11 protein-coding genes are annotated in these 15124 nt (G+C 71.5%); 4 read left to right on the forward strand and 7 right to left on the reverse strand.

Going from position 1 to position 15124, the window contains the following annotated elements; genetic code table 11:
- Positions 1 to 176: 176 nt before the first annotated feature.
- The 4 genes from ACIG0D_RS26860 to ACIG0D_RS26875 all read right to left on the reverse strand — a co-directional run bounded on the left by ACIG0D_RS26860 (position 177) and on the right by ACIG0D_RS26875 (position 6877).
- The gene (locus tag ACIG0D_RS26860) at positions 177 to 2411 is read right to left on the reverse strand and encodes a BTAD domain-containing putative transcriptional regulator (protein WP_399806097.1); all 2235 of its coding nucleotides are present in this window, start codon (positions 2409 to 2411) and stop codon (positions 177 to 179) included.
- Positions 2347 to 3249, reverse strand: a complete 903-nt coding sequence (locus ACIG0D_RS26865) for a thioesterase II family protein (protein WP_399805722.1) — start codon at positions 3247 to 3249, stop codon at positions 2347 to 2349. Before ACIG0D_RS26865 ends, ACIG0D_RS26860 begins: the two co-directional genes overlap by 65 nt.
- Positions 3250 to 3255: 6 nt before the next feature.
- The gene (locus ACIG0D_RS26870; RefSeq protein WP_399805724.1) at positions 3256 to 3867 is read right to left on the reverse strand and encodes an NADPH-dependent FMN reductase; all 612 of its coding nucleotides are present in this window, start codon (positions 3865 to 3867) and stop codon (positions 3256 to 3258) included.
- 199 nt (positions 3868 to 4066) lie between these two features.
- Positions 4067 to 6877 (reverse strand): aconitate hydratase, encoded by a 2811-nt coding sequence (locus ACIG0D_RS26875; RefSeq protein ID WP_399805727.1) that lies wholly within the window; start codon positions 6875 to 6877, stop codon positions 4067 to 4069.
- 355 nt (positions 6878 to 7232) lie between these two features.
- Between ACIG0D_RS26875 and ACIG0D_RS26880 the strand changes: the two genes are divergently transcribed.
- From ACIG0D_RS26880 to ACIG0D_RS26890, 3 genes are all read left to right on the forward strand, one after another.
- Complete coding sequence (locus ACIG0D_RS26880) at positions 7233 to 8468, forward strand: MFS transporter (RefSeq protein ID WP_399805729.1); 1236 nt, start codon at positions 7233 to 7235, stop codon at positions 8466 to 8468.
- A gap of 159 nt (positions 8469 to 8627) precedes the next feature.
- Positions 8628 to 8825: a DUF4236 domain-containing protein gene (locus ACIG0D_RS26885; RefSeq protein ID WP_399805731.1), complete on the forward strand. Its 198-nt coding sequence runs from the start codon at positions 8628 to 8630 to the stop codon at positions 8823 to 8825.
- Between the two features lie 64 nt (positions 8826 to 8889).
- Positions 8890 to 10419 (forward strand): helix-turn-helix domain-containing protein, encoded by a 1530-nt coding sequence (locus ACIG0D_RS26890; RefSeq protein WP_399805733.1) that lies wholly within the window; start codon positions 8890 to 8892, stop codon positions 10417 to 10419.
- A 92-nt stretch (positions 10420 to 10511) separates the two neighbouring features.
- On the opposite strand, the gene ACIG0D_RS26895 is transcribed toward ACIG0D_RS26890, so the two are convergent.
- The 3 genes from ACIG0D_RS26895 to ACIG0D_RS26905 all read right to left on the reverse strand — a co-directional run bounded on the left by ACIG0D_RS26895 (position 10512) and on the right by ACIG0D_RS26905 (position 14231).
- Positions 10512 to 11933, reverse strand: a complete 1422-nt coding sequence (locus tag ACIG0D_RS26895; protein WP_399805735.1) for a flavin monoamine oxidase family protein — start codon at positions 11931 to 11933, stop codon at positions 10512 to 10514.
- A gap of 130 nt (positions 11934 to 12063) precedes the next feature.
- Positions 12064 to 12948: an NAD(P)-dependent oxidoreductase gene (locus ACIG0D_RS26900; protein ID WP_399805737.1), complete on the reverse strand. Its 885-nt coding sequence runs from the start codon at positions 12946 to 12948 to the stop codon at positions 12064 to 12066.
- A gap of 107 nt (positions 12949 to 13055) precedes the next feature.
- Complete coding sequence (locus tag ACIG0D_RS26905; RefSeq protein ID WP_399805739.1) at positions 13056 to 14231, reverse strand: acyl-CoA dehydrogenase family protein; 1176 nt, start codon at positions 14229 to 14231, stop codon at positions 13056 to 13058.
- 244 nt (positions 14232 to 14475) lie between these two features.
- On the opposite strand from ACIG0D_RS26905, the gene ACIG0D_RS26910 reads away from it, so the two are divergent.
- A complete protein-coding gene (locus ACIG0D_RS26910) occupies positions 14476 to 15063 on the forward strand; it encodes a maleylpyruvate isomerase N-terminal domain-containing protein (RefSeq protein ID WP_399805742.1) in 588 nt (195 codons plus the stop codon).
- Positions 15064 to 15124 lie beyond the last annotated feature (61 nt).

The raw sequence follows: 15124 nt of genomic DNA on the forward strand, positions 1-15124 counted from the left end.
CCCCGCCGGCGCCCCGCCCCCCCCCCCCCCCCCCCGCCCCCCCCCCCCCCCCCCCCCCCCCCGCCCCCCCGCCCCCCCCGCCCCCCCCCCCCCCCCCCCCCGCCCCCGGCGGGCGGCCCCCCCCCCCCCCCCCCCCCCCCCCCCCCGGGGGCCCGGCCTCTTCTGTTCCGTGCCGCTCACCGCCTGGTCGCGCGGCCGCCCGAGGTCTGGGGTGCGGAGGGCTCCCGCACCCAGTCCGCGCCGAAGTCCCGGTCGGTCACGCCGGGCAGGCCCTCGAGGGTGAGGGTGCCGGTGTGGCGCAGCCCGCTGCCCCAGACGGGCCGCCGCTCCAGCAGCTCCGGCCGGGCGCAGACCACCATGAACAGCGGCGCGTCCTGCGGTTCGGAGGCGAGCCACTCCAGCAGGTCCAGCACGGCGTCGTCGGCCTGATGGGCGTCGTCCAGGCACAGCACCAGCGGCTGTTCCCGGGCGAGCAGCACCAGCAGGTCGCGCCAGCCGTCCAGCGCCTCACGCTCCCGCTCCGCCGCGCGGATCTGCCGCAGTAGCCGCTCCGCGGTCGTCCCGTGGCCCGCGACCCGGTGGACGACCTCGGTGAGCCGGTCGCCCGCCACGTCGGCGGCGCCCATCCCGCAGCACAGCCGCAGCAGGTCGGGCAGGGTCCACCAGGCGTCCTGGCCGGCCCGGAGCCGCACCACCCGGGCGCTGCCGCCCTGGATGCCGCGGACGAAGTCGGCGAGGAACCGGGTCTTGCCGGTGCCGGGATCGCCCAGGATGGTCACCAGGTGCGGCGCGTCATGGCGGCGGGTCCGGCTCATCAGCCCCTTGAGGACCGCGAGTTCGGCGCCGTGGTCGCCGGGCGGGTCGGGCAGGGCCAGGTCGTCGTCGGCGCCGAGCCCGGCCACCACCCGCACCCCGGGCCGCTCGTGCGGCGACTGCCGTACGCGTCCGGCGGTGTGGCGCACCGCGTCGCCGCTGAGCAGGATCTCGCCGGGCGGTACCGCGGCGAGCAGGGCCCGCGCCTCGTCGACGAGCCGTCCGACGACGGTGACGGGGGTGAGGGTGTCCCGGGGGTCGCGGCGCACCAGCACCTCGCCCGCGGCGACGACCGCGTGCCAGGTGGGTCCGGGCAGCTGGCTGAGCCGGGCCCGCAGTTCCATGGCCGCGAGCACCGCGTCGAAGGAGGCCCCCGCACCGGCACCGCCGCCGTTGCCGGCACCGTCCCCGGCACCGGCGCCGGCACCGTCCAGTCCGAACACCGCCATCGAGACATAGCCGAGGGACCCGGCGAGCGTGCCGCCGAGTTCCACGACGCTCTCGGCGACGGCCGTCACCGCGTCGTGCAGGGTGATGGACGAGCGCAGCTCGGTGAAGGCCGCGGCCTCGTCGGTGAAGCCGGTGCGCACCAGCAGCAGCGCGACCGACCGGCGCTCCGTGCGCGGGGCGGGCTCGCTGCGCCGGATCCGCACGGCCCCCGCGGGCGGCGGGACCTTGTCCAGACGCTGCCCCGCTCCGGGCCGGTCGGCGGCGACCCGGTGCGTGAGCGGCGCGTCGAACGCGGTCCGCGGACGGGAGGACGACCCGGAAACCCCGGACACCCCGGGCACCCCGGGCACCCCGGACACCCTGGACGAGCCGGTCGGCCCGGACACCCCGGAGGCCCCCGACGGCCCGGCGGCGGGCCGCACCGGCTCGTGGACCGGCAGGCTCCGCTCCACCGGTGCGGCGGCCCGCGGAGTGAGGGAGAGGTCGTGGGTGAGGATGTTCTGCTGGAGCAGCTGCAGTTCGCGCGACGGCTCCAGCCCGTGCTCCTCGACGAGGGACCGGCGTACGCGGCTGAAGACGTCCAGCGCCTCGGCCTGCCGGCCGCACCGGTACAGGGCCAGCATCAGCTGACCGCACAGCCGTTCGCGCAGCGGCTCCTCCTCGGCGAGGGAGACGAGTTCGCCGAGGATCTCGTGGTGCCGGCCGCTGCGCAGTTCGGCCTCGAAGCGGTCCTCCATGACGTCGAGACGCAGCTGGCTCAGGGCGGTCAGCTCCGGCCAGTCGGTGCCGGTCTCGGCGAGGTCGGCGAGGGCCGTGCCCCGCCACTCGTCGAGGGCGGTGCCGAGCAGCGCGGCGGCCTCCGCGTGGCGCCCGGCGGACAGGCAGGCCCGGCCTTCCGCGACCCGCTGGTTGAACCGGTGCAGGTCGACGTGTTCGGGGTCGACCCGCAGCAGATAGCCGGGGGCCTGGGTGACGAGGGCCGGGGCGGCCTGGTGCGGGTCGTCGCCGCCTTCCGCGAACAGCGCGCGCAGTCCCCACACCGCGTTCTGCACGATCTTGCGGGCGGTGGTGGGCCGGTTGTCCTCAGGCCACAGCGCTGCCAGCAGCTCGCTGGTGGCCACCACCCGGTTCGCCCGCAGCAGCAGCATCCCGAGGACCGCCCGCTGCTTGTGTCCGCCCAGCGCCAGTTTGCGTCCGCCGGCTGATGCCTCCAGCGGACCGAGAATCCGGAATTCCACTGCTTCCCCCACTCAGTGTCGTCAAGCGGCCGGTGACGATCGCGCACACCTCGTCCAGCCGCTCGCTCAGATAGAAGTGCCCCCCGGCGAGGACCAGGACCTCGTTGTCCTGTCGCGTCTCCCGTGCCCAGCCGTCCACCGACTCGACCGGCACGACCGGGTCGGAGTCGCCCACGAGCACGGTGATGGGGGTGTTCAGCGCGGGACCCGCCTGCCAGCGGTACGCGGCCAGGGCTGCGTAGTCGGCGCGGAGTGTCGGCAGCACCATGGCCAGCAGCTCGGGATCGTCCAGGAACGAGGCGTCGGTGCCTCCGAGGTTCCGGACCGCGGCGAGGATGGCCGCGTCGTCCGCGAGCCGGTCGTGCCGGTTCGGGTCGGGTCCGGGCGCACCGCGCCCGGACAGGAACAGACGCATGGGTGCCCGGGCGTCCCGGCGCTGCAGGACGCGCGCGGTCTCGTAGGCGACGAGTGCGCCCATGCTGTGTCCGAAGAAGGCGACGGGCCGGTGGTCCGCCGCCTGAAGTCCGTCCGCTATCCGGGTCGCGAGGTCGAGGATGCCGTCGGCGGGATCCTCGGTTCGGCGGTCCTGGCGGCCCGGGTACTGGACGGCCACCACGTCGACGGCCGGGGACAGCGCGCGGGCCATCGGGGCGTAGGCGCTGGCCGCGCCGCCCGCATGCGGGAAACAGAGCAGCCGGGGCGCCTCGGGCAGCGGCTCACCGAACCGCCGGAACCACCTGGTGTCCATCTGCTGTCACTCCTCCGCATACACGTCGGTCGTCTTTTCGTACGGCTCGCGGTCGCGGGCGCGGCGCAGGGCGCGCGCCCACCAGCCGAGCCGTCCGAGCATGGCGGCGGCCTGCGCGCGGCAGGCGGCCGTGTCGAGCAGCTGCCCGTCGGGGCCGCAGCGCTTTTCGTAGTGGTGGAAGCTGACGGTCTCGGTGACCGTCATGGCGTGGGTCTCGGCGAACGCCTGCCGCAGCTGGGCGACGGCGCCGAGTCCCCCGGAGGCCCCGCCGTAGCTGACGAAGCCGACGGGCTTGGCATGCCACTCGCGGTCGTACCAGTCGATGGCGTTGCGCAGTGACGCCGGACAGCCGCAGCGGTACTCCTGGGTGACCACGGCGAAGGCGTCGGCGGCGTCGAGCCACGGGGAGATGTCCCGGACCGCGGAGGGCCGGGGCACCGCGGGGTCGGCTGTCATCAGGTCCGGCAGCCAGGCGGTGGCCAGGTCGATGACGTCGACCTCGAACTCCTTGTGCCGCCGGGCCCGTACGGCGAGCCACTCGGCCGCGGCCAGGCCGAACCGGCCCTCCCGCGCGGCACCGACCAGGATCACCAGGCGCAGCCCGTCACCGTCGTCCATCACAGGCCCCCCAGCCCTCGCCCCACCGTTGTCGAGCACTGTTTCCACTGTGCGGTAACGCGCTTCGGATCACCCTCGGGTCTCCTTACGGTCCCGCTTCGGGTCCCGTGCTCCGTCCCTTCGGGTCCCTTGCGGCGGCATGGCGAAGGGCCGCACCCCGTCGCCGGGGTGCGGCCCTGAAGTGGCCGTGCCGTGCCGCTTACTTGCGGATCAGGTTGCGCAGCACGTACTGCATGATGCCGCCGTTGCGGTAGTAGTCCGCCTCACCGGGGGTGTCGATGCGGACGACCGCGTCGAACTCGACGCCGGTGTCGGTGGTGACCTTCACCGTGCGCGGGGTGCGGCCCTCGTTCAGCTCGGTGACGCCGGTGATGGAGAAGGTCTCCTCGCCGGTCAGGCCGAGCGACTCGGCGGAGGCGCCCTCGGGGAACTGCAGCGGCAGGACGCCCATGCCGATGAGGTTCGAGCGGTGGATGCGCTCGTACGACTCGGCGATGACGGCCTTGACGCCGAGGAGCGCGGTGCCCTTGGCCGCCCAGTCGCGGGACGAGCCGGAGCCGTACTCCTTGCCGGCCAGGACGACCAGCGGGATGCCGGCGGCCTGGTAGTTCTGCGAGGCGTCGTAGATGAAGGAGACCGGGCCGCCCTCCTGCGTGAAGTCGCGGGTGTAGCCGCCCTCGGTGCCCGGCGCGATCTGGTTGCGCAGGCGGATGTTGGCGAACGTGCCGCGGATCATGACCTCGTGGTTGCCTCGGCGCGAGCCGTAGGAGTTGAAGTCACGACGCTCCACACCGTGCTCGGTGAGGTACTTGCCGGCCGGGGTGTCGGCCTTGATGGCGCCGGCCGGGGAGATGTGGTCGGTGGTGACCGAGTCGCCCAGCTTGGCCAGCACGCGGGCGCCGGAGATGTCGGAGACCGGGGTGGTCTCCATCGTCATGCCCTCGAAGTACGGGGGCTTGCGGACGTACGTCGACTGCGGGTCCCACTCGAAGGTGTCGCCGGTCGGGATCGGCAGCGCCTGCCACTGGGCGTCACCGGCGAAGACGTCGCTGTAGGACTTGGTGAACATGTCCTCGCCGATGGCGTTGGCGACGACCTCGTTGACCTCGGCCTCGGAGGGCCAGATGTCCTTCAGGTAGACCGGGTTGCCGTCCTGGTCGGTGCCCAGGGCGTCCTTGGTGATGTCCACCTTCATGGAGCCGGCGATGGCGTAGGCGACGACCAGCGGCGGGGACGCCAGGTAGTTCATCTTGACGTCGGGGTTGATACGGCCCTCGAAGTTCCGGTTGCCGGAGAGGACCGAGGTGACCGCGAGGTCGTGGTCGTTGACGGCCTTGGAGACCTCCTCCGGCAGCGGGCCGGAGTTGCCGATGCAGGTGGTGCAGCCGTAGCCGACGAGGTTGAAGCCGACCTTGTCGAGGTACGGGGTCAGGCCCGCCTTGTCGAAGTAGTCGGTGACGACCTTCGAACCCGGGGCGAGGGTGGTCTTGACCCACGGCTTGCGGGTCAGGCCCTTCTCGACCGCCTTCTTGGCCACCAGGGCGGCGGCGACCATGACGTACGGGTTGGAGGTGTTGGTGCAGGAGGTGATGGCCGCGACCGTCACCGCGCCGTGGTCGATCTCGTAGGACGTGCCGTCGGGGGCGGTCACGGTGACCGGGTTCGACGGGACGGCGGCACCGGTGCCCTCGGCGTGCTGCGGGGCGCCCGCGCCGTTCTCCTGGTGGCCGTAGGCCGGGGCGTCGGAGGCCGGGAAGGACTCGTCGCTGGCCTCGTCCACCGGGGAGGCGGCGGTGCCGGCCTGCACGGTCGGGACCTCGACGTAGTTGAGGACGTCCTTGGCGAACTGCTGGGCGGCCTCGGCGAGGACGATGCGGTCCTGCGGGCGCTTCGGGCCGGCGATGGAGGGGACGACCGTGGAGAGGTCCAGCTCCAGCTTCTCGGAGAAGTCCGGCTCGGCGGCCGGGTCCAGCCACAGGCCCTGCTCCTTGGCGTACGCCTCGACGAGCGCGACCTGCTGCTCGGAGCGGCCGGTCAGGCGCAGGTAGTTCAGGGTCTCGTCGTCGATCGGGAAGATCGCGGCGGTGGAGCCGAACTCCGGCGACATGTTGCCGATGGTGGCGCGGTTGGCCAGGGAGGTGGCGGCGACGCCCTCGCCGTAGAACTCGACGAACTTGCCGACGACGCCGTGCCCCCGCAGCATCTCGGTGATGGTGAGCACGAGGTCGGTGGCGGTGGTGCCGGTGGGCAGCTCGCCGGTCAGCTTGAAGCCGACGACGCGCGGGATGAGCATGGAGACCGGCTGGCCGAGCATGGCGGCCTCGGCCTCGATGCCGCCGACGCCCCAGCCGAGGACGCCGAGGCCGTTGACCATGGTGGTGTGCGAGTCGGTGCCGACCAGGGTGTCGGGGTACGCCTTGCCGTCGCGGACCATGACGACGCGGGCCAGGTGCTCGATGTTCACCTGGTGGACGATGCCGGTGCCCGGCGGGACGACCTTGAACTCGTCGAAGGCGGTCTGGCCCCAGCGCAGGAACTGGTAGCGCTCCTTGTTGCGGCCGTACTCCAGGTCGACGTTCTGCTTGAACGCCTCGTTGGTGCCGAACTTGTCGGCGATGACGGAGTGGTCGATGACCAGCTCGGCCGGGGCCAGCGGGTTGATCTTCGCCGGGTCGCCGCCGAGCTCCTTGACGGCCTCACGCATGGTGGCGAGGTCGACGACACAGGGCACGCCGGTGAAGTCCTGCATGATCACGCGGGCCGGCGTGAACTGGATCTCCTGCGACGGCTGGGCCTGCGAGTCCCAGTTGCCGAGGGCGCGGATGTGGTCGGCGGTGATGTTCGCGCCGTCCTCGGTGCGGAGCAGGTTCTCCAACAGGACCTTCAGGCTGTAAGGCAGCCGGGCGGAGCCCTCGACCTTGTCAAGCCGGAAGATCTCGTACGACTCGTCGCCCACCTGCAGCGTGCTGCGGGCGTCGAAGCTGTTCGCCGACACGACAGTCTCCTTCATTGATGTGCGCGTACCACCGCATCCTGCCGCCACGCGAGCTTGGCCGATCCGCTAAGGTAAGGCTAAGTTAGGTGACCCTTACTGCTGTGGTGGCTGCGGTGCGCCTCGGCAGATATCTCGATGTCGAGATAACTCTAGTACATGGGCGCGGGATGGTCATGCCCCGCCCCGCTTGCCCCGCCTGCGAACCGGGGCGGTCTCGGTCTTTCCGGGGCATCGGTGGCTGGATACAGCTGGCCACTGGGTGCGGCAGACAGACAGATCCATCAGAAGTCTGCAAACCTCTTGCTCTTGCAAGTAATAAGCAACAAGCTGGACGGGTCCTTACCGCCTGCCCTGGATGCGGAGCCCAGCCGTGCCCCAATTGCTGCCGGATACCGGACCGCAACGCGTCCTGGCCGCGTCGAACTTCGTCTACACCATCGGCAGCGGCCTCTACCTGACCGCAGGCGTCCTCTACTTCACCCAGGCGGCCCACCTGCCCGCCGGCCAGGTGGGCCTCGGACTCGGCATCGCCGGATTCTTCTCGCTGGCCCTGGGGATCGCCGTCGGCCACCTCGCGGACAGGTACGGAGCCCGTGGCGTCCATGCGGCCACCCTTGTCGTCCAGGCCCTGGCCACGGCCGGCTTCCTGCTGGTGGACAGCTTCTGGCCGTTCGTCCTCATGGTCAGCGCGGCCGCCGGGGCGAAGGCAGCCGGAACAGCCGCCCGCTCCCCGCTCATCAGGCACTACGGAGGGGACCGGCCACAGGAGTTCCGGGCCTATCTCCGCGCGGTGACCAACGTCGGCATATCCCTCGGCGCCCTGGGAGCGGGATGGGTCGTTCAGGTGGGCACCCTCACCGCCTACCAGCTCATGATCATCGGCAACGCGATCGCCTTCGCGGTCTCCTCGGCGCTCCTGGTCCTCCTCCCGCCGGTCACGCCCCTCCCCGCCACCGGCGGCCCTCGCTGGATCGCCCTGCGAGACCGGCCCTACCTGCTGCTCACCACTCTCGACGGCATCATGGCCATCCAGTTCAAGGTGCTCACCGTCGCCATCCCGCTCTGGATCGTCGGTGCCACCGCGGCTCCGCACTGGCTCATCTCCGGCACCATGCTCACCGGCACCGTCATCGTCGTCGCGTTCCAGGTACGCGCCAGTCGCCACGTCGATTCCCCCGCAGCCGGCGGAGACGCCTACCGCCGGGCAGGCGTCGCGTTCCTCATCGCGTGCGCGCTGATCTCCCTGTCCGCGGGGGTGCCGGCCTGGGCCGCCGCGACGCTGCTCATCACCGCAGTGGTGATCCACACGGTCGGCGAGCTGTGGCACTCCGCCGCCGGCTTCGAGGTGTCCTTCGCCCTCGCTCCACGACACGCAACGGGGCAGTACCTGGGCGTGTTCGGCCTCGGCGCCGGACTGGCCGAGACCCTCGGACCAGGACTGCTCATCTGGCTCTGTATCAGCTGGGGCCGCCCCGGGTGGTTCGTCGTGGGCGCCATGTTCGCGCTGACGGGCCTGGCGGCACCACTCGCCGTCCGCTGGGCGCAAACCCACCAGGACGCGCGGCAGGTGCCGCTTCGAGCCGCCGGAAAGGCACCCGCGGCCTGAATCGCTCGCCCGCCACCCGGCGACGGCACCGGACTCGCGCGGCCCGGTCCCTCACCGTTGCCCCGCCGCCATACGCCCCGACACCGCGACGTGCGGCCATCGACCGGCCGAGCCGGGGTAACCGAAAGGCAGACATCCGCGCTCGCACGGGAGGAACCCATGCCCCTGACGTTTCGCAAGAGTTTTCGGATCCTGCCCGGCGTACGGCTGAACATCAACCGGCACTCCTGGTCCATCACGACCGGCGGCGCCCACGGCCCGCGCCATACGCACAGCAGCACCGGACGTCATACGACATCGGTGGATTTGCCCGGACCTTTCGGGTGGCGTCGCACCCGTACCGCCAAGCGTCGTTGACGGTCCAACACCCGAACGGACCCCCGGGGATGTGCCATCTCATATCTGAGATAACCTCAACCCCATGGCAGACGACTACCTCGTACGCATCGGCAAGCTCATCCGTGACGCCCGGCAGCACCGTGGCTGGACCCAGTCGCAGCTTGCCGAGGCGCTCGGCACCTCGCAGAGCGCCGTAAATCGCATCGAGCGCGGCAACCAGAACATCAGCCTTGAGATGATCGCCCGGATCGGCGAGGCCCTCGACAGCGAAATCGTCTCGCTGGGCTACGCCGGCCCGATGCACCTCAGGGTGGTGGGCGGCCGCCGGCTGTCCGGCGCCATCGATGTGAAGACCAGCAAGAACGCGTGCGTGGCCCTGCTGTGCGCCTCGCTGCTCAACGAGGGGCGCACGGTGCTGCGCCGGGTCGCCCGGATCGAGGAGGTGTACCGCCTGCTGGAGGTGCTGAACTCCATCGGCGTGCGCACCCGCTGGGTCAACAACGGCGTCGACCTGGAGATCGTGCCGCCGGCCGACCTCGACCTGGAGGCCATCGACGCGGAGGCGGCCCGCCGCACCCGCTCGATCATCATGTTCCTCGGCCCGCTGCTGCACCGCATGGACCGCTTCAAGCTGCCCTACGCCGGCGGCTGCGACCTCGGCACCCGGACCATCGAACCGCACATGATCGCGCTGCGCCGGTTCGGCCTCGACATCGCCGCGACCGAGGGCCAGTACCACGCGGCGGTGGACCCGGGCGTACGCCCCGACCGCCCGATCGTGCTGACCGAACGCGGCGACACCGTCACCGAGAACGCGCTGCTGGCCGCCGCCCGGCACGACGGCGTCACCGTCATCCGCAACGCCTCCTCCAACTACATGGTCCAGGACCTGTGCTTCTTCCTGGAGGCCCTGGGCGTCAAGGTGGAGGGCATCGGCACCACCACGCTCACCGTGCACGGCATGCCGCGCATCGACGTCGACGTCGATTACTCCCCCTCCGAGGACCCGGTCGAGGCCATGAGCCTGGTCGCCGCCGCGGTGGTCACGGAGTCCGAGCTGACGGTCCGCCGCGTCCCCATCGAGTTCCTGGAGATCGAGCTGGCGGTCCTCGAGGAGATGGGCCTCGACCACGACCGCACGCCGGAGTACTTCGCCGACAACGGCCGCACCCGCCTGGTGGACCTGACCGTGCGCCCCTCCAAGCTGGAGGCGCCCATCGACAAGATCCACCCCATGCCGTTCCCCGGCCTGAACATCGACAACGTCCCGTTCTTCGCGGCCATCGCGGCGTCCGCGCAGGGCAAGACGCTGATCCACGACTGGGTCTACGACAACCGCGCCATCTACCTGACCGACCTCAACCGCCTCGGCGGACGACTCCAGCTCCTCGACCCGCACCGCGTCCTCGTCGAGGGCCCCACCCGCTGGCGCGCCGCCGAGATGATGTGCCCGCCGGCCCTGCGGCCCGCGGTGGTCGTCCTGCTGGCGATGATGGCGGCGGAGGGCACCTCGGTGCTGCGGAACGTGTACGTCATCAACCGGGGTTACGAGGACCTGGCGGAGCGGCTGAACTCGATCGGGGCGCAGATCGAGATCTTCCGGGACATCTGACGCGCGCATCCCGCGCCGAAGGCGCCATGACCGGGCGGTGGCCGGGGACCGCACTCCCCGGCTCCACCGCACGGTCATGGCGCTGCCGCCGGTCAGTCCGCGAGGGTGACGGCCTGTTCCGCGGCACGGAAGCCGGACTCCAGAGCGCCTTCCACGAAGGCGCCGTTCCAGCCGCTCGCTATGTCACCGCCCGCGAACACGATGCGGCCGAACGGCTGCTGGATGCCCGGCAGCTGTCGCAGGAGCTGTGTCGGCCGGCGCAGGCCCCAGCCGCCCCGCGCGTACGGGTCCTTGTGCCATTCCTTGGCCCGGTACTCGACCACCGTGGCCTCCGGCAGCAGCGTCCGCACGGCGGCGCGCACCGCCAGCGGGTCGGACACGTCGAGGGCTGGGCCGGTGAAGGCGACGAAGATGCGGCCGTCGGGCAGCTCGGTCTGTGGGATCAGCAGCAGGATGGGAGCGCCCTCCGGAGCCTGCGCGGAGACCGCCTCGGAGGTGCCCCGCACCCGCAGCCACAGCTTGGTGGCGTGCGGGACACCGATGCCCTCGCGGGCGGCGTCGGCGTACACCCGCGGCAGGCCCGGCTCGAAGGTGAGCGTGGACCACATGTTGACGGGTGTGGCGAGCACGACCACCGGTGCCTGGTAGACCCGGCCGTCGCGGACCTCGACCTGGGTGAGGCCGCCGCGGTCGCGGATCGCGGTGACCGGGGAGTTGAGGCTGACGGTCGCCCCGGACTCGCGCAGCATCCGCTCCAGAATGGCGATCATGCCGCCCTGGGGCAGCTGGCTCATCACCGACAGGAACCGGTCGTACGTGCCGCCCGCGAGCTGGAACCACTGGGCCAGGCCGGTGAGCGAGCCGGTGCGATTGCCACCGGCGAACACCGAGGTGGCGCCGCTCACCCAGTCGTGGTCGACCCCGGACAGGCCCAGCTGGGCGATGCGGTCGGCGAGCGACAGGTGGTCCACGGACGCCAGCAGGTCCTTGCGGTACAGCGGCTCGTAGGGCCGCTCGAAGTACTGCTCGGAGCCGGCGTAGAAGTCCGCGAAAAGGCTGTTGAGCCGGGCGCCCGCCTCCTGCGGGGAGTGGCTCGCGTAGCCGCCCTGGGCCGGCATGACCATGCGGGTGGCGTGGACGTCCTCGGTGGTGGTCATCGAGTAACGCCGCAGTTCGCGGGCCACGAGTTCCTGGCCGGGGCCGTACCAGCCGCCGCCCAGTTCGATGTGCTGCCCGGCCAGCGAGCCGGGCTGGATGCGACCGCCGATCCGGCCGCGCGCCTCCAGGACCAGGACGTTCATGCCGCGGGCACCCAGCTCGCGGGCCACGGTACCGCCCGCGTAGCCGGCGCCCACGACGATGGCGTCGTAGGGCCGGCCGTCGGCCGCGGCGGAGCGCGCCGTCGCGGTGACGGCACCCGCGGCGAGCGCGGTGGCGCCCGCCGCCTTCAGCAGCGTTCTCCTGGTGACGCCTCCGTGGGCGCGAGGTGTCGTGCTGTCGCCGTTCTCGGTCATGGAACACACCTTTCGCGAAGAGTGGGACGTGCGGGACGGACAGCGGCAGGGCATGGGGAAGGGGCCGGTCCCGGCGGGGGAATGCGGAACCGGCCCCTTCGTCACGGGGTGAAGCGCCTACCGGATCCGGTCACTTCTTCGGGCGGAATGCCTTCACGACGCTGGCGTAGCTGTTCTTGGCGTGGCCCTGGGCGATGATGCTCTCCATCAGCGCCTCGGAGTACTTGGGCAGTGCGGTGTCGACACCGAGCGCCTCGCTCTCCTCCACGAGGTGCTTGAGCGCGCCCAGGTGCGTCTCGAGGGTCGCGTCGTTGGCGGGGAACTTCTCGTCGCCGGCGTCGATCTGGGCGGCGTAGTCGGCCGTGAACATCTTGATGGCGTCGAGCCACATGTGCGCCCACGGCAGGAACTCCTGCGCCTTCACGCCGCCGGTCTCCACGATGGCGACGCCGTGCAGGAAGCTGTTGAGCGCGCCCCACATCAGGCCGAGCAGCGACACGTCGAACAGGGCGGGCTTGCCGTGGTCGGTGCCGAGGTAGGTGGTGCCGCCGCCGAGCAGCTTCAGCACGGGCTCGTGAGCGTCGAAGACGTCCTTGTCACCGGCGTAGAAGAGGACGGAGGTCTCGGCACCGATGCCGGGCGGGGTGATCATGACGGCGCCGTCGAGGTACCGGACGCCGTTCTTCTCCGCCCACTCGGCGGTGCGCCGGGCGTCCTCGGACGAGCCCGTGGTCAGGTTGGCCACGGTCTTGCCGTTGAGGACGTCGCCCAGCGAGCCGATGACGTCGTGCACCACGTCGTACGTCGACACGCACACGACCACGAGGTCGCTCGCGGCGACGGCGTCGGCGGGGCTCGCGGCGAGCACCGCGCCCTCGGCGACGAGGGCGTCGGCCTTGTCCGCCGAACGGTTCCACACGGTCGTGGCGTGCCCCGCCTTCAGGAAGGTGCGGGCCAGCGCCTGCCCCATCAGGCCGAGGCCGATCACCGACACCGAAGTGTGGTTGTCACCCATGAATCAGTTCCTCCAGTACGAAAGGGTGTGCTGAACAGGCCGGCACGCGGGGCGCGCCGGTGGGAAAGCGGTCCGGGGGCCGAAGCCCCGGGGAGTGCGGCGTCGGCTCAGAGGAAGACGGTGCCGGGCTCCAGACCGACCAGGACGCGGCCCTGGAGTTCGAGGTTGACGTCGACCTGGGCGAGCGCGTGCAGCGAGAATCCCTGGATGTCGCGGTGGAAGCGCTGGAGGTGGACGTCACGCCGGATGACGGAGCCGCCGGCGGCGTTGTAGAGGATCTCCACGGCCTCCTTGGCGAGCTGGGCGGCGAAACCGGTCTGGCCGCGCACGATCGCCTTCTCGGCGTCGGTGGGCTGCTCGCCGGCGTCGGCGCGCTCCTGGAGCAGGGTGAGCCAGCGGGTCGACAGGGCCTCGGCGGCGGCGATCTTGTTGGCGGCGGTGGCCACCTGGATCTGGGTGAGCGGGTGCAGCTTCTGGTCGGTCCAGTCGGTGTACGTGATGCCGCGGCCGGGCAGGCGCTCGAGGAACAGCTCGTAGGCGCCTCGCGCGATGCCGATGAACACGGCGGCGCACTCCGCCATGACGAAGCTGAGCAGGCCGTAGTTACGGCCGGTGGCACCGGTGTTGGAGCGGTCGCCGGTCGCGCTGACCATGACCTCGTCGAAGGACACGGCGTGGTGGGCCGGCACGAAGACGTCCTCGGCGACCACGGTGGCACTGCCGGTGGCGGCGCCGGCGGAGACGTCCCAGTCGTCGACGATCCGGAGGCTGTCCATGGGGACGAGGGCCATGATCTCGCCCTCGGTGCCGTCCGGGTTGCGCACCATCGCGGCGGTGAAGTCCCAGTCGGCGCCCTTGCAGCCGGTGTTGAACTTCCACGTGCCGTTGAGGAGGTAGCCGCCCTCGGTGGGGACCGCGACGCCGGTCGGCGCGAACGCGCTGGAGATCTTGACGGAGCCGGCGGCGAAGACCTCCTCCTGAGTCCGGTCCGGGTAGAGCGTCGCCGTCCAGGTGCTCGTCACCCACACCATGGTCACCCAGGCGGCGGCCGGGCAGCCGCGGCCGATCTCGGTGATGACCTTCGCCTGGTCGGCGAGCGGCAGGTCGAGCCCGCCGAACCGGCGCGGCACGGCCATGCGGAAGACGCCGGCCTTCTCGAGGAGTTCGATGCTCTCGTCCAGCAGCCAGCCGCGGTCCTCGGCTGCGCGGCCGTTCTCTCTCAGGGTCGGGACGATGTCGTCCACGGCTTTCAGTAACGCTGCCAGGTCGTCGTTCGCAGGCACGTGCGGCTCCTCAAATGTGATTCCTACTGCCGGCCGAGAGGCGCGAGAACCCAGCGCTCTCCGGGCAGTTCAAAACCTTACTGAAGGGCCCGGGAAAATCAGTAAGAACACTCTCATCGTCCGGTCATCACCCCGCCCCGGTAAACCCGGCCGCATTCGCCACGCAATTACCGGGCAATTACCGGACACTGACCGGGAAATGAGCGGACGATGGACGCGGAGTCCCGTATGGGAACATCCCCACATGACTCTTTCATGGCCCGAACTCGTACGAACGGCAGCCGAGGACACCACCGCGGCACTCGAGAAGGGAGCCGACCAGGACTGGGACGCGAAGGCGGGTGATCTGGACTGGAGCTGTCGCGAAACGCTGTCCCACATCGCGCTCGGTGTCGTGGGTTATGCGGGGCTGCTCATCGCCCGCCCCACCGACCGTTACATCACCCTGTTCTCCTCGATCGACGGGCACGCGCCCGTCCCGGCCGCCCTGGAGGGCATCCGGATCGCCGGCACGCTGCTCGCCGGCACCGTCCGTGACACCCCGCCGGACGTGCGCGCCTGGCACCCCTACGGGCACTCCGACGCGGCCGGCTTCGCCGCGATGGGCGTGCTCGAACTCGTCGTCCACGGACGGGACATCGCGCAGGCCGTAGGCGTGCAGTACACGCCCTCGGACGCCCTGGCGGCGCCGGTGGTCGAGCGGCTCTTCCCCGACGCGCCGACCGGTCACTCCCCCGCCGAGACGCTGCTGTGGTGCACGGGACGCGTCGCGCTCCCGGGGCTGCCGCGCCGGGGCGCCTGGCGCTGGGACGGCCGGGTGCGCGAGGCGTAACCCGTCCCGCCCGGCCGGGATCACGTGCCGCCGGGGCGACTTGCCGGACAGTCGCCCTGGT

This window comes from Streptomyces sp. NPDC052773 (genome assembly GCF_044547145.1).
GTDB lineage: Bacteria > Actinomycetota > Actinomycetes > Streptomycetales > Streptomycetaceae > Streptomyces.